Source organism: Bacillus sp. CH140a_4T (assembly GCF_008923725.1).
In the GTDB taxonomy this organism is placed as follows: domain Bacteria; phylum Bacillota; class Bacilli; order Bacillales; family Bacillaceae_G; genus Bacillus_A.
Genome location: NZ_WBPF01000023.1, coordinates 28,449 through 54,740 on the forward strand (window position 1 = coordinate 28,449; position 26,292 = coordinate 54,740).

Sequence of the window (26,292 nt, forward strand, 5' to 3'; positions counted from 1 at the left end):
TCCCCTCATCCCTCTTCGCGTTTCATCTGCAAAAATATCTCTATCTCATCCATAGAGAATCCTTTGCGATATAACGCTTGTTTCATCTTATTTTCGAATGTCCATCCATCATACTTCTTATATTTCTCATAATATTTATTCCCATGATAGTGTAACGCTTCTTGTTGCTTTTCGTCATCTTTTTCGTCTTTCAATTCTTCCAAACAAATTTGAATCACATCTCTAGAATATCCTTTACGAATAAGCATTTCGTCTAACTTTAGCTTCATTTGTAAAAAGGAATGCTTTTGATAAGACCTTTTCTTCTTTTCTATAAGAAGTAAAGCATTCTCAATTTGCTTTTCCTTCGGATATTCTTCTAAACTATGCGTAATAATTAGATCCTGTACACCTTTATTTAACAACTCTCTTTTAATAACAGTGGGACCCTTTCGATTCACATTACTTTGCGTTCTCGTATATAAAACAGCGTACTCTTTATCATTAATATACCGGTCATGTAATAATTTCGAAACGACTTCAGAGATGATGGCCTGTCCCACTTCTTTTTTTCGTAAAAAATCTTCTATTTCTTGTTTCGTTCTCATTTGATAGGATAAATAGGAGATTGCTTGTAAATATGCTTTTTGTACCTCTTCATTGTACAAAATATTTCCTAACGCTATTTCATCAATTTCTAAGCCCTTTTGTAATCCATGTTTTATTAAGATTACTTCATTCACACTAAATCCGTACTCTTCACCTTGACCTTTATCAATATAAATATTAAATCGTTCTTTCGATCGTTTTTGCACTTCTATTTTTGTAATGACAGCCATACTCTCACCTCTCTATTATTTTAACATAGTCAAAGAACGTTTTTGCTTTTCAAGAATATATATAATGAGGAGGAAATAATTTTGAGAATCGCAATTTCTGGTGGTACCGGCTTTATCGGTAAATACCTTTCTACTTTTTTTATTCAAAAAGGATATAATGTTTACATTCTTACTCGAAACAAAACTATTGAAACTTCCCACCCTAACCTTCAATACGTACAATGGACACCAGATTTACAAACATTCCCCCTCTCCTCTATTGATGTAGTTATTAATCTAGCTGGAGAGTCTATTAATAGTAGATGGACAAAGAAACAAAAAGCCTCCATTTTAAACAGTAGAATTCAAACAACAAAAGGACTCATTAAACAATTGCAAACACTCCATGCAAAACCAAACACATTTATTAACGCAAGTGCTATTGGATACTATGGAACGTCTGAAACCGAGTCTTTTACAGAACAGCATGAGATTCCTGGAAATGACTTTTTAGCAAATACAGTATATTCATGGGAACAAGAAGCATCTAAAGCACGTTCTCTCGGAATACGAACAATCTACGCAAGATTTGGAGTCGTATTAGGTGCAGATGGAGGAGCTCTTCCAAAAATGCTACTCCCCTATCAATTCTATATCGGAGGTACAATTGGCTCTGGAAACCAATGGTTATCATGGATTCATATAGACGATGTCGTTCGCCTGATTGATTTCATCATACACAAAAAAGAAATTGATGGACCGCTTAACATTACAGCTCCCCTCCCTATAAGAATGAAAGAATTTGGAGAAACCATTGCAACTATAATGAAAAAACCTCATTGGTTACCTGTCCCTTCATTTATGCTTCACACTTTACTTGGTGAGATGAGCATACTTGTACTAGAAGGGCAACATGTATTACCTAGTAAAGCAATTGAGCATGGGTATGAATACACATTTTCGGCAATAGACCATGCATTACAAAATATACTTTTGCATACAATGTAGTACTTCTAAAACACAGTTTTACAGGGGCCCTTTCAAAACTTTTATTTTCTAGAATCCGGAGCATTATTACACAAATAATCTTTCAGTTACTTTCCCTTAAATTCCATTAACATTATAAAGTAACAGAAATGAGGTACCTATGAAAATATTGCTCAAGCAAGCCATTGTCTATCCTATTACATCCCCAAAATTTCAAGGGGATGTACTCGTTATAGGGGAACGAATTGCCGAGGTCAAGCCTACCATTCAACCTACTCAAGATATGACAGTTATAGACGCGCGTGCTCTTCATCTCTTACCCGGATTTATTGATGTCCATACTCATCTTGGTCTCTATGATGAAGGTACTGGTTGGGCTGGCAATGATGCAAATGAAACATCTGAAGTTTCAACACCACATATCCGTTCTTTGGACGGAATCCACCCTTTTGATATTGCATTTCAAGATGCTGTACAAAATGGCATCACAACTGTTCACGTTATGCCAGGAAGTCAAAACATTATCGGTGGTACGACTTGTGTAATAAAAACAGCTGGAACTTGCATTGATCATATGATTATTCAAGAGCCTGCTGGCTTAAAAATTGCCTTTGGAGAAAATCCTAAAAAAGTCCATAGTAATGGAACAAAAGAATCCATAACACGTATGGGAATTATGGGATTACTTCGGGAATCATTCTATGAGGCACAGCATTACGGACATGAAGCTGATTTTCGAATGCTTCCTATCTTAAAAGCATTACGCCGCGAAATACCCGTACGTATCCACGCTCACCGAGCAGATGATATTAGTTCTGCTCTACGCTTTGCAACAGAATTCAATCTCGATTTACGTATTGAACATTGTACAGAAGGACACTTTATTGTTGAAGAACTTTCGAAACACAATTTGAAGGTTTCAATTGGCCCCACTCTTACACGCCGTTCTAAAATCGAACTAAAAAACAAAACATGGGATACTTACCATATATTATCGAAAAATGGAGTAGAAGTTTCTATAACAACCGATCACCCTTATACACCAATTCAATATTTAAATGTTTGTGCTTCTGTCGCAGTAAGAGAAGGATTAGACGAAAAAACGGCACTAGAAGGAATCACTATATTTCCAGCACGAAATTTACGTTTAGAGGATAGAATTGGAAGCATTGAGGTTGGAAAAGACGCTGATCTCGTGTTATGGACTCATCATCCTTTCCATTATTTAGCCAAGCCTGTACTAACCATGATTGACGGAAAAATAATTTACAAAAAAAATAAAAAAAACTAGTTTATTTTTTTGACTAGATAAAGTATTATACGATTATAAACTGAATGAAACCATAATCAATTTGTGTCGTGATTATCATTTTCAAATTGATGAATGGGGAAGGCAAATGGTGCGCCACCAGCGTTAGAAACTGGTTCTAGTGGGTTCGATTCCCACCCCGAAATTTTTTAAAGATTGATATAAAAATTTCGAGGGTGGGGTGTTTTTTCGTCATGCTACCCTCGTGTGAGGAGGAGTTAGTATGTTAAAAAAACGCGACTTACACGACAGCCACGTTCTATACGAGTTAATGGTGGATCCAGCTGTCTTCCCTTTTGTTCGTCAAAAGGCTTATTCATATGAGGAATATTTATTTTTAACAAAGCAAACGATTGAAGCTGAGGAGCGTGGGGAATTAATTTCACGCACAATTTTAGATGAGTGGGGTAACCCTATCGGAACAATTACTTTATTTGATGTGCAAGAAAAAGCCGGATTCCTTGGAACATGGCTTGGCAAACCTTATCATGGAAAAGGCTATAATAAATTGGCAAAAGATTCATTTTTTAGTGAACTTTTCTATGAATTATATATTGAAACGATCTTTATGCGTATTCGCAAAATAAATATTCGCTCTATTAAAGCTGCAGAAAAATTACAATACGTAAATCTAGCAAACGAAACAAGAAAAGCCGTTTATGATGAAATTAACGCAAATGAAGAAGTCTATAACTTATATGAAATCCCAAAAGATCAATATACACTTGCTACAATGCGAGATACAACGTTCCAAGATGCTCATCAATTAAAAGAAGCGTAATCTAAATTTTTAGAAAAAATAATTAATCATTGACATTTTGCATATACGTATATCACCCCATGTCTTTGGAAACGATAGATAGTGACTTTAGAACACGAGGTGATTTGTAATGGATAAAAAGAAACGTGACAAAGCAAAAAACACATTATCTAGTACACAAGAGGTTCTCTACCAACGAGAATTTCGCAAAGCAGATCGCGCAGCGGGTTATCGCTCGAAAAGTATTTAAAGTGAGAATGAATAATTAGAAGTTTTCCCCCCTAATTATTCATTCTCATTACATATTTTTTCTACGTGATAGAATAGACAAAAAAGTTCCTTATAAAAAAGGAACCTTTTTTGTGTGGATAATGTTATCCACACAATTTATAGAATTGTGAATAAATTCAACGAATCCTTCACAAGTTTATATGTTGTAACGCATAGTAAATGTTAGAATTGTGGATAGTTTTCTAAAAATTGTGGACAATGTGGATATAGTTGTTAATATTTCGACTTTACTGTTTAATGCAAGCGCAATCTTCATGTGGATAAGTTATTACTTTATCTTATAAAACAATAAAGAACCCTCTTTAAACATATAAAAGAGGGTTTCATATTAAGTAAATAATTGTGCAAGAGCAGGTGATTTAATAGGTATATGATTCGGTTCTACATGATTTTCTGCCAAAATTGTATCCACAATATGACCAGCTGGCTCCGGACGATAAATGCTTTTCATCGCTTCTTTCATTTGAAGAAGCTTCATATCATCTTGTAATAACGCCTCTGTTTTTGCAAAAACCTCACTATCATCACGAATGACAACTGCAGCTCCTTTTCTTTCAAAGTACATCGCATTTTCATTTTCTTGTCCTGGAACAGGCTTATATAAAATGACAGGTACTTGCAATGCTGCCGCTTCACTTAACGTAATACCGCCTGGCTTCGTAATCATACAAGAAGTAACACGGAATAATTCATCAATATGTTCAACATAACCAAATACTTTTAATGCATCAGGATTTTTTTCCTGTACCCCTAATAATTCCTGTTTTAACGCTTCATTTTTCCCACAAACGACAACTACTTGTAAATCCGGTACTGACATAAATGATTGGCATAGTTCTTTTACACTTCCTAATACCCCATGAGCACCTGCTACAATTAGTAAAATCTTTTTATTCTTACATAACTGATATTTATTATATATAATGTCTGGATTTATCTTCAGCTCAAAACTACTACGAATCGGAATTCCAGTTTCAACAATTTGCTCCGCATGCACACCAATATCAATCATAATTTTTTTCACGTGATCAGTTGCTACAAAATAACGATCTACTTCCCGATGAATCCATATTTTGTGCACACAAAAATCCGTTAATACATTATACACAGGAATTGAAATACCTGTTTGCTTTTTTAACTCTGGTACAGCTATGATCGGAAAAGTATTAATAACAATATCCGGTTTCTCCGCTTGTAAAAGTAATTTCAAACGTTTTCTTCCAAAGTTCGCATACCAAGATGCTATTTTTTTATCATAAATTTTTTCTACGCCATAATAAAACAAGCGGTATAATTCTTTTCCTATTGTATAACTTTTTAAATATAAATATTTTGTAATATCGGTTATAACTGGATGTGATTCTCCGAACAAATCGCATACAATTACATCTTTAATTCCTTTTTGGCGAAATGTTTGTTCTAATGTTTTCGCTACTTGCACATGACCATTACCGTAATGTGCAGTTAATATTAAAACCTTGGGGTTTTTTATCAAACAAATCCACTCCTAGCTTATTGTTTCTCCATATTGCATATACGACAATAGGAAAAACATTTTCCTTAAAAATTACATAAACAGATTCTAATACTTCTCTTTCAGCTATGTACCTGTCGTGGATATGCAAAGCATATAAGATTGACCCCTTAATCCTATCTGTGCTCATATCTTTACATTATACTTTCCTATAAGAGCTTTCGCAATAACTTACAAATGTTCTCTATTCCATGATACTCACTCTTTTACTTCTTAATTCTTTTTACTATTTTGATTTCCCTTTACAATTATGTAAATTTCTCCACTTATTCCTTACAAAAATATGGATATTCTATTTTCAGTATACTCTTTTCAATATATATACTCTAGGTTTTATTGTAAAGAAAGCAAAAAGCCTAACCCAATATTTGGATTAGACTGCTTGTAAAATATGTCTTGCTTGTTCTACATTTTTTTCAGTAGGTGGTTCTACATTCGCAAGTGGATACTTATGTCCAAGTGCCTCCCATTTATATACACCAAGCTTATGGTATGGTAGCACTTCAACTTTCTGAACATTAGACAGCCTTTGAATAAAGCTAGATAATTTTTGTAGATCCTCTTCATCATCCGTAACACCAGGAACTAATACGTGTCGTACCCAAATCGGTTTATTTTTATCCGATAAATAACGAGCAAATTGTAAAATATGTTCATTTGGTTTCCCTGTTAATTTACGGTGTTTCTTTGAATCAATATGTTTCAAATCCAATAAAACTAAATCTGTGTAATCCATTAAAATATCTAGCTTATTTTGGAATTCTGGTTCTTCAGAATAACAACCACCCGAAGAATCAATTGTTGTATGGATTCCAACTTCCTTACATTTCTTAAATAATTCAATTAAGAAATCTAGCTGTAATAATGGCTCACCACCACTAACTGTTATACCGCCTCCAGAAGCTTCAATAAAAGGAAGGTAACATGTCACATCCTGCATTACTTCTTCAACTGTTATTTCTTTTCCTTTACCGATCTCCCACGTATCAGCATTATGACAATATTGACAACGTAATAAACACCCTTGTGTAAATATGACATAACGAATTCCTGGGCCATCAACAGTACCACAAGACTCTACAGAATGAATTCTTCCTTTTACCATGTTACTTCCTCCTTTATTGAAACAGCCTCCCTCTGCTATTTATAAAATACAGAGGGACACTTTTTTCACTTACATGCTTTCATGCATTGTACGGTTAATTACATCAATTTGCTGTTCACGAGTTAGTTTAATAAAGTTTACAGCGTAACCAGATACGCGAATTGTTAATTGTGGATATTTCTCAGGATGTTCCATCGCATCCATTAATGTTTCACGATTAAATACGTTAATATTTAAGTGATGTCCTTCTTTTACTGCATAACCATCAAGCATTGATACTAAGTTACGTACTTGTACATCATCTTCTTTACCAAGTGCTTTTGGAATAATAGAGAACGTATTAGAAATACCATCTTGTGCATCTTCATATGGTAATTTAGCTACAGATAATAATGAAGCTAATGCACCTTTTGTATCACGGCCATGCATTGGGTTCGCACCTGGTGCAAATGGTTCTCCAGTACGGCGACCATCTGGAGTGTTACCAGTTTTCTTACCGTATACAACGTTAGATGTGATTGTTAAGATAGACATTGTATGAACAGAATTTCTGTATGTTTTATGTTTACGAAGTTTATTCATAAATGTTTTTACAAGATTTACAGCGATTTCATCTACACGGTCATCATTGTTACCGTATTTAGGGAAATCTCCTTCGATTTCAAAGTCAACTGCAATACCGTTTTCATCACGAATTGGTTTTACTTTTGCGTGTTTAATTGCACTTAAAGAGTCTGCTACTACAGATAGACCCGCGATACCTGTTGCCATTGTACGAAGAACATTTGTATCATGAAGTGCCATTTCAATACGTTCGTAGCTATATTTATCATGCATGTAATGAATAACATTTAATGTGTTTAAATATAGACCTGCTAACCATTCCATTGTCATATCAAACTTACGCATAACTTCCTCATAATCTAATACTTCAGAAGTAATCGGTGCATACTCAGGACCAACTTGTGCTTTAGATTTTTCATCTTTACCACCGTTAATCGCATATAGTAATGCTTTTGCTAAGTTTGCACGTGCACCGAAGAACTGCATTTGTTTACCAATTCTCATTGCAGATACACAACAAGCAATTCCGTAGTCATCGCCGTAGTCAGCACGCATAATGTCATCATTTTCATATTGAATTGCTGATGTTTTAATAGACATTTTCGCACAGTAGTTTTTAAAGTTCTGTGGTAATTGTTTAGACCAAAGAACTGTTAAGTTTGGTTCTGGAGCTGGTCCTAAATTATCTAATGTATGCAAGAAACGGAATGAGTTCTTCGTTACTAATGGACGACCATCTAATGCCATACCACCGATAGACTCAGTTACCCAAGTTGGGTCACCAGAGAATAATTCATTATAATCAGGTGTTCTTGCAAATTTCACAAGACGTAATTTCATAATGAAGTGATCCACAATTTCTTGTACTTCTTCTTCTGTTAAAGTACCGTTTGCTAAATCTCTTTCAATATAAATATCTAAGAATGTAGAAGTACGTCCAAGACTCATCGCAGCTCCGTTTTGCTCTTTAATTGCTGCAAGGTATGCGAAGTATAACCATTGGAATGCTTCTTGTGTGTTTGTTGCTGGCTTAGAAATATCAAAGCCATGAGAAGCAGCCATTTGTTTTAGCTCTTGAAGTGCACGCATTTGCTCAGATAACTCTTCGCGTAAACGCATTGTATCTTCGCTCATTACACCGCCAGTTAAATTCAAATCAGCTTTTTTCACTTCAATTAAATGATCAATACCATATAATGCTACGCGTCGATAGTCACCGATAATACGTCCACGTCCGTATGCATCTGGAAGACCAGTAATTACACCTGATTTACGAGCCGCTTTCATTTCTGGCGTGTATGCATCAAATACACCTTGATTATGCGTTTTTCTCCAATCTCTAAAAATACGACTAAGTTCTTTATCCATTTCGTATCCATAAGATTCACAAGCTTGTTCCGCCATACGAATACCACCATATGGTTGTAAAGAACGTTTAAATGGTTTTTCAGTTTGGAAACCGACTACTTTTTCAATATCTTTATTTAAATATCCTGGTTCATGTGATGTAATAGAAGAAACAATTTTTGTATCCATATCAAGAACGCCACCGTTTTCACGTTCTTTCGTTGTTAAATCCATTACTTGATCCCAAAGTTGTTTCGTTGCTTCAGTTGCTCCCGCTAAGAAAGATTCATCCCCTTCGAAAACGTTTACATTATTTAAAATGAAATCGCGAACATCAATCTCTGCTTTCCATTTTTCACCTTTAAAGTTTTCCCATGCGTTTTTAACATTTTCTAATACTTGAGTCATCCTAATCTCCTCCATTTTTGATTAGTACAGGACTAAGATTTTTTATATAACAGCTTACACACTTAGAATACTACTTTTTTGCGAAAGTGAACGAAATAGTTGTGACATGTTTGTGAAACGTTGAGCAAACTACTATATGCATAGTGTTAACTTCAATTAAAAGTCTTTATAATTAACCCTTTCCTTAATTGTATTTTTTTGGTATCCTTATATACGAGTCCTATTTTGTAATACAAGAACAATACCCATTGTAGAGCTGTAATACTCTTATCCCCTAATCTGTTATAGTTTTTATAACAGAACAAAAAAGTGTACATATGTTGTACACTTTTTTTGTTACTACTCTAAAACATCTCTTTTTCTATTCCCATCATAGAATCCACCACGACTACCTTCTAATACAATTAATTGCTCTAATCCTTCTATATGATCACCTATAATTCGCAAGACAGCTGGAGGATGACCTATTTTTGCAAAATGTTCACTGGGACGAATACGGTTCATCTTATCGACCTCTACACGACTTACACACGCAATCTCGAATCCTGACAGAATAGCTTTCACTTGGGCTACACAAGGTGAAAGTAAAGATCTATATCCGATTTCTTTCAAACACTTATGACTAAACGCATTCGGTACAGCAATAAGTGAGCCTACTCCTAGATCTTTTCTATCACAAGCTAAATTTAATGCATATTTAAATGCAGTTACAAGGTGAAGCGGTACTCTTAAATCTAAATAATGATTTAGATTATTTAATGCGACATCCACTCCATCTGCAATAGCTTTTGCGAAAGGATATAATTCCCTAGCTGGAATAACAAAGTCACCGTCTATAAACAGCACAATATCCCCTTTTGCAAAGTAAGTTCCAAGTGAACGCCCTACATCGTTTCCAAGCGCTTCTTTATATACAATTGTTGTTGCTCCCTTTTCTTTTGCAATCGTTGCTGTTTGATCAGACGAACCATTTACAACAACGATAATTTCAAAAGGTTCAATTTTTCGAAGTTCCTCTATAACATTTCCAATTGTTTTTTCTTCATCTTGTACAGGAATAATGACCGATAATTGCTTTCCTTTATACAATTTAGATGTAACGCCCCATCCTTGATAAAGATCTTCGAAATCTAAAGTATGATAAACACTATCTCTTTTCCTATTGCCATCATAATACCCTCCGCGCTCATCGCTACCTACTATTCGCTCCGCTACAGCTTCTATATGATCACCTATCATCCGTTTTTCAGATTGCGAAAGACCAGTGCCATACGCAGCATGCTCAGTCGGACGAAATTTATTCGGGGTAATAACGTCAATTGCACAATGACGACTAATTCTCCATTTGCTTTGTACTAGGCGTAAATGAGCCACAATAGGATTAACAAAACATTCATATCCAATACTTTGAACAACCTCTCTCGTCAACGCATGAGGTACAGATAATAAAGAATCAATTTTTAACTCTTCACGCTCTAACATTGCATTTAATATTTGACGCCATACTGTCACGGAGTGCGGTTTTTGTTTCTTTAAAAATAATGCGTCCAAATTATTTAAAACGATGTCGGCCTGATCATGTAAAATTGGATTCAGGAATAATTGTAATTTTGAAGTTGGAATAGCAAAATCTCCATCTATAAACAGTAGTACATCACCTATCGCGTGTTTTGCGCCGACTGCACGTCCAACATCGTTCCCTAGTAGCTCTGTATACTTGATTACTTTACACCCTAAACGATCAGCAACCTCTTCAGTACCATCATTACAGCCATTTGCCACTACAATAACCTCTACTGGATTTAATCCTTTTACCGATTGAATAACGTCTGAAATCGTATCTGCTTCATTACATACAGGTATAATAATCGATAGCGACTTAGCCATTGTTTTCTTCACGAAACCACTTAATAGTTTCTTTCAATCCTTGTTCCCACGTTACTGTCGCTTGAAATTGAACAAGTTCTCTTAATTTCGTTACATCTGGTCTTCTATTTGGAATTTCTTCAAAGCCATGTGGATATACCTCTTCGAAAGGAACTTGAGCAATCTTTGAAGAAGATTTCGTTAGTTTTTTAATTACTTCTGCTACTTCTTTTATACTCTTTTCGTTCTCAGAACCTATATTAATAATCTCACCATTTACCTTCTCATCCATCGCTCGAATCGTTGCCTCTACCGCGTCACTTACATACGTAAAGCAACGTGTCTGCTTTCCATCTCCATATACGAGAATGTCTTCTCCTTGCAGGGCCGCACTGATAAATCGTGGGATTACCCCTGCATACGGACCATCTTTCGCTCTTGGACCATAAATATTAAAATAACGAACAATCGTTACAGGTAAACCTTCTAAAGCGTATCCTAAACATAATGTTTCTTCTAACGTTTTACAGATTGCATAACTCCAACGTATTTTAGAAGTTGCCCCGTATAATCGATCCCCCTCTTCAGAGAAGGGTGGCTTTGCCTTACCATATACTTCTGAAGTAGACGCAAAGACTACTTTCTTCTGTCCTTTTAGCGCTGCTTGTAAAATGTTTCTCGTTCCATCAAAATTCGTTTCAATAAGCTCTATACTCTTTTCCATTGTCGTTTTCACACCTAAAATTGCTGCTAAATGAAACACTACATCATGTTGGTTTACTAATTCATAAATAGAATTTTTATCTAAAACGCTTATTGGAATAACCCGAATTTCTTTCATTAACTCATCATGATATTTATTTTTCCCTTTATAAAAGTTATCCACAATCGTGACTTCATTTCCTCTTTTCACCAGTTCTTCAGCTAGATGTGATCCGATGAATCCTGCTCCACCTGTAATTAAACATTTAGCACTCATACACTCACCTTCTTTATAATTCCACGTGTATCTATCACTCGCTTCATTCCTTTAAAAAGCTTCCAATCGATATTAGAGTGATCAGTTAAAATTAAAATACAACCCGCTTGTTTCATAGCTTGTTCATCCAAAGAAACAGATTGATACACTTTATCTCCAAATTTTGCAGAAGAAATATATGGATCGTGATATTCTATCTCATATCCTTCTTTTATTAACAATTCAATAATTGGTAACGCCGGTGATTCTCTCAAATCATTTACATCTTTCTTATACGCAATTCCTACAATTAAAACTGATGCAGGTGATTGCACCATGCCTTTTACTTTCCGGACTACTTTCTCTGGCATTTCTTCATTAATCACATGTGCTGCTTCAATTAATTGACTAATTGCTCCATTCTTTTTTATTCTCCATTGAAAATATAAAGGGTCTACTGGAATACAATGTCCTCCTATTCCTGGTCCTGGCCAATATGGGGTAAATCCAAACGGTTTTGTAGATGCAGCTTCAAGCGCCTCATAAAAATCAATTCCTAAACTTTCACATAGTGTGTTTAACTCATTTACTAATGAAATATTGACTAGGCGCTGAATATTTTCAAATAACTTACACATTTCCGCTACTTTCGGAGAACTAACTGGAACAACTACATCGAAGATCGTGCTATATAAATCCTGTACTTTTTGTTTGCATTGCTCAGTTTGTCCACTAATAACCTTTGGAATATCCTGAACGGAATATTGACTATTAGCTGGATCAATTCTCTCAGGGGAATATCCAATATAGAAATCTTCTCCTATCTTTTGGCCTGCTTGAGAAATAATCGGAATAATGACTTCCTCAAGTGTGCCTGGATATGTGGAGCTTTCGAAAATGAAGGTTTGTCCTTTTTGAAGGTTTTGTTGTATATAATGCGAAGCTGAAATGAGGGCACTTAAGTCTGGTTCTCTTTGTTCATTAATTGGAGTCGGGACTGTGACAATAACATAATCACTATTTTGAAAATCAGCAATACCTTGATCTGGTGTATTTACTATTAATTTTTTTTTAGTCAATAAACTTTGTAACAATTTAGAAGAAACATCCGGAATATAACTTTCTCCTTTTATAATGGATTCTATTTTTCTAGTATCTTTATCTAATCCAAGTACTGTATGTCCTCTCTCTGCAAAATGGACTGCCAAAGGAAGACCAACATATCCTAATCCGATAATAGCAACTGTACTACTAACATTCATCTGTATTCTCTTCTTCCTTTCTCAATTGTTGAATTATATTTCTATCCCGCTCTCCATCTGTAAAGCTCCCGCGTTCATCTGTGGATTGTAATAAATGTGCAATTGCCTCAAGTTGATCACCAAAAATACGGTCAAATGCTGGAATGCGCCCATTTACAAATCCATGTTGCTCTGGGCGTACTCGATTTGTTTTTATAACATCTACAAATTCTACCGCTGTAATAGAGAATCCCTCCAAAATAGCTTTCATTTGAGCTAACGGTGGAATGATAAGAGAATCATACCCTATTTTCTCTATTACCTTTTTATGCATAGCATGTGGTACTGCCGTTAATGAGTTATTCCATAAATCTGGTCGTTTCGCTACCAAATTCACAAAATATTTTCCCATACTAATTGGATCTGCCGGATGAAACGTATCTAATAAACACTGTAAATCATTTAATGCCACATCATATCCATCTTCAATAGCATGTAAAAAGGGAATTAGTTTTTTTCCTGGAATAACAAAATCACCATCGACAAATAAACAAATATCGGTCGTGGCATGCATAGCTCCTATCGCTCGGGCCACGTTATGCCCGAGAGCTTCCTCGAATTCAATAACGATCACATTCTCTAACTTTGCTTGTTTAATTGTCTCAATATCAGCTCCATTCGCAACCACTATAATTTCATCTACACCGGCTTTTTTTACTTCTTGTATAACAGATCTTATAGTCATTTTCTCTTCTGATACGGGGATAATGGCACTATATTTCGCTTTTTTCTTTTGTAATACAACTGGTCTATACTTTCCTATAAACCCTCTATCCCTATTTCCTTCCGAAAAACCACCACGCTTACCATATATTTCGATTACATATTGCAAAGCACGTAAATGATCTCCCATAATACGACTAGTCGCTTTCGGATAAGGAGAACCGGGTGATGTACCAGTATGAACAGGACGCACTTTATTTGTATGAATAACATCGACCGAAGCCATATCGACAATATCTACTCCTCTAGACATCGCCATCGCTTGAAACAGTGCTGGATCTGCTAAATTCCACCAACCAAATTTCTGAATAACTTCCCTACTCATTGCATGTGGAATTGCGATTAAAGATCCAACAACAAGCTCTTTTTTATTCAAATAACGATTCAACATACATTTGCTAACTGTCGTATAATGCGGTCTCATCTTTAAATAAACGGACCATGTTAAATTATTCACAACAATTTGGTGACCTTGCTGAATTCCTTTTACGAAACGTTGCAGCTCTTTACTATCAATGACAATGTCACCATCTAAAAACAAAACAATGTCACCTTTCGCTTCTCTTGCTCCAATTGCCCGTCCAACATCATTGCCAAGAGAATATTGATAATAAATGACATGGCAATGTTGTTGTAGCGCTATTTCTTTCGTCCCATCTGTCGATCCATTATCTACTACGATAATTTCATAAGGTTTCAATTTCTCTACTTCTACTAAAACTTGTGATAAAGTACTCGCTTCGTTATGAACTGGAATAATAACTGATACTCTCATACTTGTATCACTCTTACCCTTCCAAGCGAACATAAGAAATAATAGGAATACGCACAACTACATCTTCCGGTGGTCCATAAGATGGAGAAGTCCGAACACTTACTGCCCCGTCCGTCACAGATAACAGAATACCTGCAACAATTTCGGCCGCTGTCACAACTTGCACTAGCTCACCAACATGGTTACGCAATTCATCAGTAAATAACATATATAAGTCTCCTTTCTTACGCTTCTTTAATTGATATAATACTTGTAAATGGTAATAAAACTTCTGTCCCTATTCCTTCTTGCAGTGTTAAGAAATCATCCCCAACCGCTACAATCACACCCGTTAACTGTCCAACCGTTACAGTAATTTCAACGTTTTTACCTAAATATTGCTTTGCAATTTCTTTAAACGGTGATGCATTACATTCTTTTAATATGTTACAAATAATAGATTGAAATTGACTTGATTCAATAAATTCTTCCGTAGCTTTCTTTGAATTTCTTTGAATAAACCTTGCGAAGTTTTGCGAAAATAAAAGCCGTTCCACAGCAGGTAATAATTTGTCATCTAAAAAATAGCTTAATTGTCTATTAAATAATCGGGATAATTTATGCCAATATTTTTTGAACAGACACATACACTTCTCCTCCTATTATTTTTTAAAATATAAAAATTACATTCATACATCTTAATGTATACAAAGCAGGCTTTTTTTGTGATAGGTAAGGCATACATTTTTCAAAGAAACAATCTTTTCTAGTCACATAAAAAAGATAGATGGTATCCCATCTATCTTTTTATATATTTTAATTTTCAATTGTAACAATGGCAGCTACGCTATAATAAACCGCTTGTGGTAATTCTGCTTGTTCACTTATAGAAGCTGTAACAAGAGAACCACCGCTTGCTGAGAAATACTTAACAGTTTCTAACGGAATACCATCTTCTTTCACATCTATATTTGTTCCATCTCGCCAATCTATTTTCTGCATTGTTGCTGAAAGGTCCCCAGTCACTTTACCAAATTCTTTACCATCCACTCCTAAAAAGATCCATTCCCACTTTGTTAAACTTAGTACTTGTTTCAATTCTCCAATTTTCTTTCCCTCTACATCGGAAAAAATATAGAAGTTGCATACTCCCATCTTCTTTTGAACACGCAACAATCTTTCTCCCGAGTGATTATATAAATAAAATTGTTGCTTATGTAGTCCCTTAACAAAAAAAGAAAGTACAGCTTGCCATACACGTTGCATAACAAAATCATACTCTTCTTTTAAAAAACCTACTGCACTACCATCTAATCCAAAGTACGTTATTACTTGAAATACTCCTACCTCTTTGCGAACAACAAATTTTTGTTGCTCCAATAATTCAGAAGTCTCTATATTATAATTTTCCTGTTTGAGCATTTTTGATCTTCGTTTTTCTATAAAGCTATATATTAATAATCCAAATGCCGGTAGTACAACACCTATTAATTTCAGATTTTCTTTCTGCGAAGTGAATAGCGTCCCTTTTTTATATTCCATCAATAATGCAATTGCAACGATAATCCATACAATGACAGATACAAAAAAAATGCGTTTTGCATTACGTGCGTGATGCCTGTGTATACTCATATCCCTCCCCCTTTTCCATTTTTTTATTATCTCATTGCACATGCACTTCCTCAATAAAAAAGACTATCCAAAAGGATAGCCTCTTACACTTCAATATTTCGCAACATCGTGTAAATGTCGTTATTCACTTTACCAAATGATTTAATGTTATTTTGAATGTTAGATAATAAAACAACATACACACTTCCGTTTTTACTAAATCCATTTAAACAATTCCATCCTGGCATTACACCGTGATTCGAATAACTTCCTGGGTCTATGTACCATCCAAACCCGTAATCTTTTTTTCCGCCCGTAAACATTTGATCATAGCTCTCTTTTGAAATTAACTTTCCAGAGAAGAGCGCTTCATTAAATAAATATAAATCATGTGCACTTGTATATATATCACCGCAACCATATAGTTGTGACATACTTGGAATATTCGGTGTTGTCATATTGTTATTTACTATTTTATAACCTGTCGATGGAAACCTTGTTTGCTCTAACGCTTTACCGAAACCAGAATGTTTCATACCCACAGTAGCAAAAATATGTTGTTTAATATACTCTTCTAACGGTTGTCCACTTACCTTCTCAGCGATGTAAGCAAGTATCGAATAGTTCGAATCGGAATATTTCCATTTCTCTCCTGGACTCCCAACACGCTTTTGCTTTCCTATTCGTTTTATCAATTCTTCATGAGAAATATCCTCTGTTCCCTGCTCATACTCTGGAATTCCTGATGTATGTGTTAATAAATGTTTTAACTGAATCCCATTCCCTTGAGGGAAATCTGAAATATACTTTGCAACCGTATCCTCTACGCTTAATTTATTTTGATCTTTTAATTGCATAATAGCAGTTGCTACAAACGCCTTTGAAATAGATCCAATATAAAAAGTTGTCTCTGAATTATTCGGTACTTGTTTCTCTTTGTTCGCCATACCGTATCCCTTATTTAAAAGAACTTTTCCGTTCTTTACAATAACAGCCGTCCCGCTAAATCCTACGTTTTGTAAATATTGATCTAATTGAGCGTTTTCATTAATTTCTTGAGGTGGTCCCTCAGCAGGCTTCTCCACAGCTTGCGCTTGCTTCACTTGTTCTTCCTGCTCTTTTTGTTTTTGTGCTTCTTGCTTCTTTTTTTCTTCTTTCTTTTTTAGCTCTTCTTGTTTCTTCATTTCTGCTGCTGCTTTTAAAGTTTCTTCTTTCTTATTATCCGCAACAATTTTTGTATACATGAAATATACAACTGAAAATAGTAAGACGAGAATGATTGTTCTTTTTATGTATACAATCGGCCGACGTGCTTTCCCATTCGCATTATTTTTTTCCTGATCCATGATTGCTTTTTTCCCCTTACTCAACAATAATTTACTCCCTCTACTAAAGATTTTTTTTAGTAGATTATGGATACTCCATTCTATGTCATCCCTACTTTATCACGCACTGCACATATTACCAACCTATATGTATAAAAAAGAAAAAGAAAATTTATAAAAGTAAGATTGCTATTAAATTGTTAACAAAAAAAGAGGATATCCTCTAAAAAATTGATGTTATCAATCTTTTTGGATATCCTCTTATCTCATTATTTATACGTGTTTTTTCATATCATCGGCAACAGATTCAACATTTGTACCTACGATAACTTGGACACTCGTGTTACTTAATTTCATAACACCTTTTGCACCCGCACGTTTTAATGCTGCTTCGTTTACTTGACCAGCATCTTTCACTTGTAAGCGTAGACGTGTTGCACAGTTATCAATAACTGTTAAGTTTTCTTTTCCACCTAAAGCTGCTACGTAAGTTTCACCAATTGAACCTGCAACTGGAGCTTCTTCACCTTCAGCTAGTTCCTCTTCGTCTTCACGACCAGGAGTTTTTAGGTCGAATTTCTTAATTAAGAAGTAGAATACAACGAAATAAATTACTGCGTAAATTAAACCGACTCCCGCGAGTAATACTGGTTTTGTTGCAATACCGAAGTTTAAGAAGTAATCGATTGCACCGGCACTAAATGTGAAACCATCGTGAATGCCGAGTGTTGTTGTAATGAATAGAGACAGACCTGTTAATACAGCATGAATACCATATAATACTGGTGATAAGAACATGAATGAGAATTCAATTGGTTCTGTAATACCAGTTAAGAATGAAGTTAATGCTAGACCACCTAACATACCTGTAACCATTTTACGGTTTTCTGGTTTAGCAGCCGCAATCATTGCGAAACATGCTGCTGGTAAACCGAACATCATAACTGGGAAGAAACCAGTCATAAACATACCCGCTGTTTTATCTCCTGCAAGGAAGCGAGCAATATCACCATTTACAACATTACCTGCTGCATTTGTAAAGTCACCAAGTACGAACCAGAAGTATGTGTTCATTACGTGGTGTAAACCGATTGGAATCAATAGACGATTTAATAAACCAAATAGACCTGAACCAACTGCACCTAAATTAACAATTCCATGAGCTAATGCATCGATAGCATTTTGAATTGCTGGCCAAATTTGTGCGAATAGAATTCCTAATAGTAACATCACAACCGATGTAACAATCGGAACGAAACGTTTTCCAGCAAAGAACCCTAACCATTCTGGAAGTTTAATCTTATGGAATTTATTATAAAGAAGTCCTGCTATAACACCGACAATAATACCACCTAAAACTTTCATATCCACTTTAGTCGATAATTCGGCTGCCTTAGATACCTGTGTCATTGTATCTGCAAGCTTAGATGGATCTACATTAGCGCTATTACCTATTAAATCTTGAACTTTGCCTAATTTATCTTGTAATTCTACAGTAGAATATCCCTTACTAAGTGCATCAATACTGTTTTTCATAACTAGATAACCAATTGCACCTGCAAGACCTGCTGCACCACTACCATCAACTGAAAGACCGATTGCAATACCAATTGCAAAAATAAGTGCTAAATTATCAAAAACTGCTGCACCGGCCTGTGCCATAACAGGAATATCAAATACATCTGGTTGCCCTAAACGAAGCAATAATCCTGCTGCTGGTAGTACGGCGATTGGAAGCATTAATGCTTTACCAATACGTTGTAGAAACTGCAACATTTTAATTCCCCCTATCAAATTTATGAAATCGTTATCATTATAAGTACGCCTTAGAAAACGCTTTCTATTTACATAACCATAATAACATATAGTTGTATAGATGTGTAGTTTTTATTTTTGAATTTTTTATGGATAAATCTCCTATTTCCAAACTGTTATATAAAAGGAAAATTATCCTTTTTAATATAGAATACTCGAAACGAAATACCTACTATAGAACATGTAACTTTCGTTTTATCATTCCACTTTTTCATGTTATTATTTATTTCCGAGCATATCGGGAAAAGTAAACGTAGTTAATTCGAAATAGGAGCGTTGGTACTATGCAGTGCATTGAAACAAACAACTTACAACAGTTGTTAGAACAAGTAAAACCATATACGAAAAAAGGAAAGCTTGCTACTTATATCCCCGAACTAGGAAATGCAAATCCAGATGATTTAGGGATTGCCATTTTCCATAAAGAAACAGAATACATCCATGCTGGCAACTCACAGACACTATTTACTCTTCAAAGTATTTCAAAAGTAATTACACTTGCACTTGCCCTTTTAGATCGTGGTGAAGAATATGTATTTTCTAAAGTTGGAATGGAGCCGACTGGCGATCCATTTAATTCTATTATTAAGTTAGAAACGACAAGTCCTTCTAAGCCACTTAATCCAATGATTAATGCAGGAGCACTAGCTATTACAAGCATGTTAGCAGGAAACGATAATGAAGCAAAAATGGAGCGCATCCTTCATTTTGTACGTGAAATAACAGATAATCCTACTATTAATTATTCTTCTAAAGTTGCCAATTCAGAATTAGAGACAGCTTACTTAAACCGTTCACTTTGTTACTATATGAAACAAAACGGAATTATCGATTGTGATATTGAAGAACTTATGGATTTATACACTCGTCAATGTGCAGTTGAAGTAAACTGTATCGATTTAGCACGTATCGGCTTAATTTTTGCGATGGATGGCTATGATCCATATAAGAAAAAACAAATTATCCCTAAACATATTACAAAAATCTGTAAAACATTTATGGTTACATGCGGTATGTATAACGAGTCTGGTGAATTTGCGATTCGCGTTGGTATCCCCGCAAAAAGTGGTGTAGCTGGTGGCATTTTCGGCTGCGTAAAAGGAGAAATGGGAATTGGTCTTTTCGGACCGGCTTTAGATGCAAACGGAAATAGTATCGCTGGTTTTAAAATTCTTGAACTTCTTTCTGCTCAAGAAGGATGGAGCATTTTTTAATTCAGAGTTATCCTGCTATACTAGCAGGATTTTTTCATTTCATAAATACCTTAATTTTATCTGCTATCAATCCCCTTACAAAAACCGTACTGAAAGTTTCTCTATATCATGCATATTTGCTCCCCTCTCCTGAATAGTATAGTACAACCTAGCGCTATATGTGGAGGTGCGAAAGATGAAACTAATATTTCAAATGGGAAAACAGCCTGTTCTTGAAAAAACAATTCTTCTTTTTATATTGAGTATTGTAGAAAGCCTAAAGTTAAAAGTGGTTTCACTCGATGAAGCTCACCGATACATATTCAATTTAGAAGTACTTGAACTACTAATGGATCGAAACATCGATGATCAAGTACTTGAACTTATTCATTTCGGAATGGGACTTGAAGACATTCATCATGTACTTCCTGAAGAACTTGAACATACGATCGAAGAATTAAAGTGGCTTTGCATTCAAGTTTTAAGTGAATACAGCATGCACGAAGAATCTGAACAACTAATTGAAGATATACGCTAAAAAGCACCTATGTAGGTGCTTTTAATGTTTTTTCAAACTATTTTTATACGTCTCAATATTTACTGGTAGCTCTTCCTCTTCTAAAGTATGTTCATTTACATCTTTATGAACGAACGCACCTTTAGGCTGTTGATGGTCATGCCCTTTTTTCTTATGATCAAATGCTTTTCCTCGTCCCATACGGATCCCCCTTTCTTTAAAAGAAATCCGTATTAGTATGGAGAAAAGTACGTCGATATATGCAATCCTTTGCCGTATTCCCAAGGAAATACTCGAACATTGTTTTCTGTTCTCCTTACAACAGCTGATCAATTCCAATAAGAATTAATAGTACACCCGCAATAACAGTAGCCCATTTCCCTAAGTATTCTGCTAAAAATCGTTTTCCTACATACGTAAAACCACTAATACAAATAAAACTAAACACCCCAGAAATAGTTGCTGTAAGCCATAGATTCAAGTTTGTTACCCCAGCATCAAATCCACCTGCGATATTATTAATAGACAACGCAATCCCTAAAACAATTGCTTCTGAAAAACTAATTGTTTTAGAACCATCAAAATCTGCTTTTTCTGGATCACGTAAAATGCCCATAAGTATATTACCATCTTTAGAACCTACAGTATTTCTTTGCCCCAAGAAAGGCTGGCACAAAACGAATACACCGATTATACCTAAAACAATTGCTCCAATTAGGTTTGCAGTAAACTCTGAAATAAATAGCGCTATCCAGTTCCCCAAAAAGCCAGCTAATAAAGTAAATAAAAACCCAAAAAATGCGATGATAAAATTGTTAAGCCACGAAATTCGAATTTTACGAATGCCATATGCAATCCCAACACCTGCATTATCTAAATTAGAAGCAATCCCGATTAAAAAAATTGAAAATAGACCTGCCGTACTCATAAACAGCCACCCCTTTTTCTCACTTTTCCATGCATATTATGAAAATGTTGAGCAACTGTGCCTGTCTGTTTCATATACATGTAATAAATGCTCAACATTTTTTCAACAATAAAAAAGGAGTGCCTTCACTATGCCTAAAGAAAATCCAAATGAGCGGCTTAGTACATTAATAAAAAAACTTTTAAAAGAACGTGCCTTATCCATGCGCCAATTAGGAATGCTTACAAATATTGATCCCGCAACAATCTCAAGAATTATGAATGGTAAACAACCACCAAAACAAAAACATCTACAAAAATTTGCAGAATGTCTGCAAGTTCCACCCCAATTGTTATTTGATGAAATGTATCCTGATTCTCCTCACATTAATAAAGAAAAGACGGATATGTACACATCTCTTGATACAATTCAGCAAACGCTGCAATCCTCTAACTTATTCGATTTCGACTATACAACAACTCGCGTAAAACAAGAACTTGAAAACTATGAACGCTATGCTCAGACAACAGAAGGTGAAAAACGTATTCATGAAAGTTTCGCGAGCAAGCTAGAACAAATTGATAGCGCTGGTCCTTTCATTGAGCAATTAACGGATATGTATCAACAATTTTGCAATGAAACGATTCGAAAAGACGAGCGGGCAGTTCTCGGAGGCGCATTATTGTATTTCATTTTATCAACAGACATTATCCCCGATTATCTCTTTCCGATTGGCTATTTAGATGATGCAATTGCTGTTGAATTAGCGAAAGAGAAATTAATTAAACTAAAACGAAAGACATAGAAATATAAAGAACTATTTCAGTTGTTTCTGTTCAACCCTGAAATAGTTCACTAAAAAATCGTACAAGTATACATACCTGTACGATTTCAACATACTAATCTATTTTTTCGTATGACACCATTCATATATAAACGCTGTTATTACTTTTGTAAATTCAATTAACTGTTCTACTTCAACTTTCTCATTTATTGAATGAGCTTCTTCTAATGTACCAGGTCCGTAAATAACAGCTGGAATATGAAATTCACTAAACCAACCACCGTCCGTTACCGTTGCAGACATATCTAAAATTGCATTTTTAGATAGAATTGATTCGTGTACTGAGCTAAGCGTTTTTACTGCTGCATGTTCACTATCCACTTCTAAAGAAGGAAAAATTTCGCCACGATCCACAATCATTGATTCTCCGCCCCACTTAAATTGTGGTGGATTTTCACTTAACCATGGATCGGCAGCCGCTACTTTCCCAATAAATTCTTCAATTTCTTTTATTATTTGTTCATGTGTTTCATTCGGATAGAAGTGCACCGTTATCCATAATCGGCACTCATCCGCAATAAACGCTGCATGCCGTCCGCCTTCAATAACAGCTGGATTAATCGTTGTTGTTCCAGATGGATAGCCTTCATATGTTTTCATGACTGCCCAATGACGCTCTAACTCTTGTAAACTTTGCACAACCTTCATCATTTTTTCAATCGCACTCGCTCCGAATAAACGTCCTCCAGCATGAATCATTTGCCTGCGGGTTGCATCATGAAACGTCTGAGGGCTTTTCACAGTAATCCATCCAGTAATTACGCCACCCTGCCCTTGCATACGCAAATCACTCGTATCCACTACGATTGCAAAATCAGCATCATAACCTCTTTTGCAGCATTGAAGTGTACCTGCCTCTCCAACTTCTTCTCCAATTACGGATTGAACGATTAAATCTCCAGGTAATTCAATGTCGGCTTCTTGTAAAAGCTGAATAGCAAATAGTGCCCCAGCCAGTCCACCTTTCATATCTGCCGCACCCCGCCCAACTAACCAACCATCTTTTATAAAAGGCTCAAACGGATTAGTCTCCCACGCCTCATCTGCTGACACTTCAGCTACATCCATATGTCCATTAATAATAAGACTTTTATGTGTGTCACTTTCTATTCCTTTTTTCATCCCAACAACGTTCGGGTCATTCGGATATACATCCCATTTATCTACACTAAAATTTCGTTTTCTTAGAAAATGGGCAACAAATTCTTGCGCCTCATTTGTATTTCTCGCCGGCGGTGCTGGTGTTTCAAAACGAATTAATGTTTTTGTAAGTTCTAGTAATTCCTCTTTCCTTAAATCTATTTGTTTTAACAGCTGTGAAACTTCTTGCTTCATCGCTCATTCCCCTTTGCATACGTAGTATGTTCCCAGCTTTATTTTCACAAAAAAAGAGACTGTTTACAATTTTACAGTCTCTTTTTTTAGCATAAGTTTCTAATATATTTATAAACTTTCTGCCTCTGTTGTATTTGCTTTTTTAATATGTTCTACCTTACGTGCCCTATTTCTTGTCGCACGGTAAAACAGTAAACAAACAATCATAAATGGAATACCACAATATAATGCCATTCTTTGTTCTGGAATAAAAGCCATACCAACAATTACTGTTACATTTAATACTAACGCAAGCAATGGTACGAATGGATACAGCGGTGTTTTAAATTTCAAGTCCTTCACATCCCTGCCCTGCTTAATGTATGACCTTCTAGCCAATAAGTTAGATAGAGCAATAGATGCCCAAACTAATATCGCCCCGAACCCGGCAATAGAAAGTAGCCATAAATAAACTGTATCTTCCGCATAAATACCTGATAGTAATGAAAGGCAACCTACAATTGTACTTACAATCAATGCATAAATAGGAACACCATTTTTAGATAACTTACCGAAAATTGGACTAATCATTCCTTGATTAGACATAGACCATAGCATACGAGAAGTTGCATATAATCCTGAATTCGCAACGGATAGAACCGCTGTAATAATAACGAAATTGATAATATCAGCTGCATAAGGAATACCAATTTTATCAAAGACAACTACGAATGGACTTTCTATCACTCCTGCTTGCTGCCATGGGAATAATCCCGCAAGAATGAAAATAGATAATACAAAGAACACAAGTATACGCCAAACTGTATTATTAATTGCCTTCGGGATCGTTTTCTCTGGATTTTCACTCTCTCCAGCTGCAATACCAACTAGTTCCGTTCCTTGGAAGGAAAAATTAACTGCAATCATCGTAATTAAAATGGCTGATAATCCATTTGGAAACACCCCACCATAATCAGTAAAGCTAGAGAACATCGGTGCTGGTTCATTTCCTTTCATATCTAGAAAACCAAACATTGCTGCCCCGCCTAAAATAATAAATGCAATGATTGTAATGACTTTAATACTTGCAAACCAAAATTCAACTTCTGCAAAACTTCTTGAAGATAACGCATTAATAGCAAAGAGAAGCACCGCAAACACTACACACCAAATCCATGACGGTACATCAGGAAACCATCGTTTCATTAAAATACTAACTGCAATCAGTTCAATACCTATCGTAGCAGACCAGTTTAACCACGACATCCATCCAACTACATAACCCGCTGCAGGGGAAATGTGCTTCGTAGCATACGTTTGATAAGATCCTGCGTCGGGCATCGCAACAGCTAACTCTCCTAGACAGAGCATCGTTAAATACATAACAAACCCTCCAACAAGATACGCTACAATCGCTCCTCCAGGCCCAGCTTCATGAATTGTATACCCAGACCCTAAAAAAAGACCGGTACCAATAACTCCTCCAAGTGCAATCATAAATATGTGCCTGCTTTTCAATTCCCGTTTTAATCCTTGGTTTTGATCCATCATATAAATCCCCCCTTTTTCCTTTGGAAACCCATTTCATGTAAGCGTTTTTAAAATCATTCATAATAAAGTGAAACTTTAATCAGTGGGGATTTTCTTCATCCCCCACTGATTATTAGTTGAACCAATCGGGCTTTTATGGGCAGTTGATCCCCCATCTAACTTCTTTGCTTTCGCTGAATTTTGAGGTGGGGGGTCTTACTGCCCATTAATGCGGGATAAAAATAATTATTGAAAAGAGCAAAATACATAGATTAATCACTACCTGTTATTAAAAGATCATCCCTCACTGTTATTAATAACTTTTTATCAGCGATAGCTTGTCCTTCTACTACTTCTAATGATTCGATATACCCACTGATTCCTACCTTAATTTCTACTTTCTGTTTATCTATTGTTTCAATTAACGCTAATTTCTCCCACTCGTATACGTATGAACTTTCCGCAACAAATAGCTTCTCTACTTTCCCGTAACAAGGACTATACACGCCTTCTATAACCGTCTTCACTTTAT

Annotated in this window: 25 protein-coding genes and 1 pseudogene; 7 read left to right on the top strand and 19 right to left on the bottom strand. The window is 35.5% G+C overall.

Features of this window, described 5'->3' with window-relative positions; genetic code table 11:
* Positions 1 to 5: 5 nt before the first annotated feature.
* A complete protein-coding gene (gene recX / locus F8162_RS28030) occupies positions 6 to 818 on the bottom strand; it encodes a recombination regulator RecX (RefSeq protein WP_151631840.1) in 813 nt (270 codons plus the stop codon).
* A gap of 81 nt (positions 819 to 899) precedes the next feature.
* Here recX and F8162_RS28035 point away from each other — a divergent pair, with 81 nt between their 5' ends.
* The 4 genes from F8162_RS28035 to F8162_RS28050 all read left to right on the top strand — a co-directional run bounded on the left by F8162_RS28035 (position 900) and on the right by F8162_RS28050 (position 4,103).
* Positions 900 to 1,805 (top strand): TIGR01777 family oxidoreductase, encoded by a 906-nt coding sequence (locus F8162_RS28035; protein ID WP_151631842.1) that lies wholly within the window; start codon positions 900 to 902, stop codon positions 1,803 to 1,805.
* Between the two features lie 139 nt (positions 1,806 to 1,944).
* Complete coding sequence (locus tag F8162_RS28040) at positions 1,945 to 3,075, top strand: amidohydrolase (RefSeq protein WP_151631843.1); 1,131 nt, start codon at positions 1,945 to 1,947, stop codon at positions 3,073 to 3,075.
* Positions 3,076 to 3,316: 241 nt separating this feature from the next.
* Positions 3,317 to 3,874, top strand: a complete 558-nt coding sequence (locus tag F8162_RS28045) for a GNAT family N-acetyltransferase (RefSeq protein WP_151631845.1) — start codon at positions 3,317 to 3,319, stop codon at positions 3,872 to 3,874.
* Between the two features lie 109 nt (positions 3,875 to 3,983).
* Complete coding sequence (locus tag F8162_RS28050; RefSeq protein ID WP_000358484.1) at positions 3,984 to 4,103, top strand: YfhE family protein; 120 nt, start codon at positions 3,984 to 3,986, stop codon at positions 4,101 to 4,103.
* Between the two features lie 369 nt (positions 4,104 to 4,472).
* Here the strand turns inward: F8162_RS28050 and F8162_RS28055 are convergent, their stop codons facing one another.
* The 13 genes and pseudogenes from F8162_RS28055 to F8162_RS29530 all read right to left on the bottom strand — a co-directional run bounded on the left by F8162_RS28055 (position 4,473) and on the right by F8162_RS29530 (position 19,670).
* Positions 4,473 to 5,639 (bottom strand): diglucosyl diacylglycerol synthase, encoded by a 1,167-nt coding sequence (locus F8162_RS28055; protein WP_151631847.1) that lies wholly within the window; start codon positions 5,637 to 5,639, stop codon positions 4,473 to 4,475.
* A gap of 412 nt (positions 5,640 to 6,051) precedes the next feature.
* Positions 6,052 to 6,783 carry a pyruvate formate-lyase-activating protein gene (gene pflA / locus F8162_RS28060; RefSeq protein ID WP_151631849.1) on the bottom strand — a complete coding sequence of 244 codons (732 nt, stop codon included), beginning with the start codon at positions 6,781 to 6,783 and terminating at the stop codon, positions 6,052 to 6,054.
* Positions 6,784 to 6,852: 69 nt separating this feature from the next.
* Positions 6,853 to 9,102 (bottom strand): formate C-acetyltransferase, encoded by a 2,250-nt coding sequence (pflB, locus tag F8162_RS28065; RefSeq protein WP_087979337.1) that lies wholly within the window; start codon positions 9,100 to 9,102, stop codon positions 6,853 to 6,855.
* Between the two features lie 339 nt (positions 9,103 to 9,441).
* A complete protein-coding gene (locus F8162_RS28070) occupies positions 9,442 to 10,989 on the bottom strand; it encodes a glycosyltransferase family 2 protein (RefSeq protein WP_151631918.1) in 1,548 nt (515 codons plus the stop codon).
* The gene (locus tag F8162_RS28075) at positions 10,982 to 11,947 is read right to left on the bottom strand and encodes an NAD-dependent epimerase/dehydratase family protein (protein WP_151631851.1); all 966 of its coding nucleotides are present in this window, start codon (positions 11,945 to 11,947) and stop codon (positions 10,982 to 10,984) included. The genes F8162_RS28070 and F8162_RS28075 overlap by 8 nt, the downstream gene beginning before the upstream one ends.
* Positions 11,944 to 13,188, bottom strand: coding sequence for a nucleotide sugar dehydrogenase (locus F8162_RS28080; protein WP_151631853.1), 1,245 nt, complete (start codon positions 13,186 to 13,188; stop codon positions 11,944 to 11,946). The genes F8162_RS28075 and F8162_RS28080 overlap by 4 nt, the downstream gene beginning before the upstream one ends.
* A complete protein-coding gene (locus tag F8162_RS28085) occupies positions 13,178 to 14,725 on the bottom strand; it encodes a glycosyltransferase family 2 protein (protein WP_151631855.1) in 1,548 nt (515 codons plus the stop codon). Before F8162_RS28085 ends, F8162_RS28080 begins: the two co-directional genes overlap by 11 nt.
* A 13-nt stretch (positions 14,726 to 14,738) precedes the next feature.
* Complete coding sequence (locus F8162_RS28090) at positions 14,739 to 14,933, bottom strand: hypothetical protein (RefSeq protein WP_061685930.1); 195 nt, start codon at positions 14,931 to 14,933, stop codon at positions 14,739 to 14,741.
* Between the two features lie 16 nt (positions 14,934 to 14,949).
* Positions 14,950 to 15,351, bottom strand: coding sequence for a DUF2642 domain-containing protein (locus F8162_RS28095; protein WP_151631857.1), 402 nt, complete (start codon positions 15,349 to 15,351; stop codon positions 14,950 to 14,952).
* 169 nt (positions 15,352 to 15,520) lie between these two features.
* Positions 15,521 to 16,336, bottom strand: coding sequence for a sugar ABC transporter ATP-binding protein (locus F8162_RS28100; RefSeq protein WP_151631859.1), 816 nt, complete (start codon positions 16,334 to 16,336; stop codon positions 15,521 to 15,523).
* An 83-nt stretch (positions 16,337 to 16,419) separates the two neighbouring features.
* Positions 16,420 to 17,661, bottom strand: coding sequence for a serine hydrolase domain-containing protein (locus tag F8162_RS28105; RefSeq protein ID WP_151631860.1), 1,242 nt, complete (start codon positions 17,659 to 17,661; stop codon positions 16,420 to 16,422).
* Between the two features lie 252 nt (positions 17,662 to 17,913).
* Positions 17,914 to 19,416, bottom strand: a complete 1,503-nt coding sequence (gene nagE, locus F8162_RS28110; protein ID WP_151631862.1) for an N-acetylglucosamine-specific PTS transporter subunit IIBC — start codon at positions 19,414 to 19,416, stop codon at positions 17,914 to 17,916.
* Positions 19,417 to 19,557: 141 nt separating this feature from the next.
* Positions 19,558 to 19,670: pseudogene (locus tag F8162_RS29530) on the bottom strand (transcriptional regulator).
* Between the two features lie 69 nt (positions 19,671 to 19,739).
* Between F8162_RS29530 and glsA the strand changes: the two are divergent.
* Positions 19,740 to 20,669 carry a glutaminase A gene (glsA, locus tag F8162_RS28120; RefSeq protein ID WP_151631864.1) on the top strand — a complete coding sequence of 310 codons (930 nt, stop codon included), beginning with the start codon at positions 19,740 to 19,742 and terminating at the stop codon, positions 20,667 to 20,669.
* 175 nt (positions 20,670 to 20,844) lie between these two features.
* Positions 20,845 to 21,186, top strand: coding sequence for a DUF3969 family protein (locus F8162_RS28125; RefSeq protein WP_000766603.1), 342 nt, complete (start codon positions 20,845 to 20,847; stop codon positions 21,184 to 21,186).
* A 21-nt stretch (positions 21,187 to 21,207) separates the two neighbouring features.
* On the opposite strand, the gene F8162_RS28955 is transcribed toward F8162_RS28125, so the two are convergent.
* A complete protein-coding gene (locus tag F8162_RS28955; protein ID WP_192797682.1) occupies positions 21,208 to 21,366 on the bottom strand; it encodes a hypothetical protein in 159 nt (52 codons plus the stop codon).
* Positions 21,367 to 21,481: 115 nt separating this feature from the next.
* Entirely contained in the window at positions 21,482 to 22,093 is a 612-nt protein-coding gene (locus F8162_RS28130) for a manganese efflux pump (protein ID WP_151631866.1), read from the bottom strand.
* A gap of 130 nt (positions 22,094 to 22,223) precedes the next feature.
* Between F8162_RS28130 and F8162_RS28135 the strand changes: the two genes are divergently transcribed.
* A complete protein-coding gene (locus tag F8162_RS28135) occupies positions 22,224 to 22,877 on the top strand; it encodes a helix-turn-helix domain-containing protein (protein ID WP_151631867.1) in 654 nt (217 codons plus the stop codon).
* Positions 22,878 to 22,976: 99 nt separating this feature from the next.
* Here the strand turns inward: F8162_RS28135 and F8162_RS28140 are convergent, their stop codons facing one another.
* From F8162_RS28140 to F8162_RS28150, 3 genes are all read right to left on the bottom strand, one after another.
* Entirely contained in the window at positions 22,977 to 24,251 is a 1,275-nt protein-coding gene (locus F8162_RS28140) for an acetylornithine deacetylase (RefSeq protein ID WP_151631869.1), read from the bottom strand.
* 108 nt (positions 24,252 to 24,359) lie between these two features.
* A complete protein-coding gene (locus F8162_RS28145; RefSeq protein WP_151631871.1) occupies positions 24,360 to 25,781 on the bottom strand; it encodes an amino acid permease in 1,422 nt (473 codons plus the stop codon).
* A gap of 251 nt (positions 25,782 to 26,032) precedes the next feature.
* On the bottom strand, positions 26,033 to 26,287 hold the full coding sequence (locus F8162_RS28150; RefSeq protein ID WP_000859483.1) for a biotin/lipoyl-containing protein: 255 nt from the start codon (positions 26,285 to 26,287) through the stop codon (positions 26,033 to 26,035).
* Positions 26,288 to 26,292: the final 5 nt, after the last annotated feature.